We start from the raw sequence: 934 nt of genomic DNA on the forward strand, positions 1-934 counted from the left end.
TAGCTGGTCTTTCTTACACTATTTATGGTACTAAAGAGAGACTCAAGTTAACGAGTCTCTCCAATATTTGACATAGAGCCATAAAAAATACACAAAAAAAACTGCAGAAAAACTCTACAGATTTTAAAATGGTGACCCATGCGCGATTCGAACGCGCGACACCTTGATTAAAAGTCAAGTGCTCTGCCGACTGAGCTAATGGGTCTAAAAAATATTAAAATTTCAATAAAAAATCTGTGATTATCACAGATAAAAAATGGCGGAGAGGAAGGGATTCGAACCCTTGTGGGCTTGCACCCTAACGGTTTTCAAGACCGCCCCGTTATGACCACTTCGGTACCTCTCCATACATATAAAATTTTAAAATGGTGACCCATGCGCGATTCGAACGCGCGACACCTTGATTAAAAGTCAAGTGCTCTGCCGACTGAGCTAATGGGTCTTAACTAATTTGGCTGGGGTGGCAGGACTCGAACCTACGCATGCCAGAGTCAAAGTCTGGTGCCTTACCGACTTGGCTACACCCCAATATTATTGGGTTTGGCGCACCTAGGAGGATTCGAACCCCCGGCACATGGATTAGAAGTCCATTGCTCTATCCTACTGAGCTATAGGTGCTTATATGGAGCGGGTGAAGGGAATCGAACCCTCGCAACCAGCTTGGAAGGCTGGGGCTCTACCACTGAGCTACACCCGCATAAAAATTTTTATTAAGTTTATTGGTGGAGGAGAGTGGATTTGAACCACTGAAAGCTAAGCTAACGGATTTACAGTCCGTCCCCTTTGGCCAACTCGGGAACTCCTCCATGAAATCCCCAATTGTCTTTTTGGAGCTGGTGGGAGGACTTGAACCCCTAACCTACTGATTACAAGTCAGTTGCTCTACCAATTGAGCTACACCAGCATCTCTCTTTTTACATAATATTCCCTATAT

8 tRNA genes are annotated in these 934 nt (G+C 44.4%); all 8 read right to left on the reverse strand.

Annotated features, from left to right (window positions below):
* Positions 1–129: 129 nt before the first annotated feature.
* Positions 130–205 (reverse strand) — tRNA-Lys (locus ACQRC6_RS09780).
* 52 nt (positions 206–257) lie between these two features.
* Positions 258–346: transfer RNA gene (locus ACQRC6_RS09785), tRNA-Ser, on the reverse strand.
* A gap of 20 nt (positions 347–366) precedes the next feature.
* Positions 367–442: transfer RNA gene (locus ACQRC6_RS09790), tRNA-Lys, on the reverse strand.
* A gap of 10 nt (positions 443–452) precedes the next feature.
* Positions 453–528: transfer RNA gene (locus tag ACQRC6_RS09795), tRNA-Gln, on the reverse strand.
* 13 nt (positions 529–541) lie between these two features.
* A tRNA-Arg gene (locus ACQRC6_RS09800) sits at positions 542–618 on the reverse strand.
* A gap of 5 nt (positions 619–623) precedes the next feature.
* A tRNA-Gly gene (locus ACQRC6_RS09805) sits at positions 624–697 on the reverse strand.
* 23 nt (positions 698–720) lie between these two features.
* Positions 721–806, reverse strand: a tRNA-Tyr gene (locus tag ACQRC6_RS09810).
* Between the two features lie 22 nt (positions 807–828).
* A tRNA-Thr gene (locus ACQRC6_RS09815) sits at positions 829–904 on the reverse strand.
* Between the last annotated feature and the right edge of the window lie 30 nt (positions 905–934).

The organism is Peptoniphilus sp. SGI.035, from assembly GCF_050315115.1.
In the GTDB taxonomy this organism is placed as follows: Bacteria; Bacillota; Clostridia; order Tissierellales; family Peptoniphilaceae; genus Peptoniphilus_A.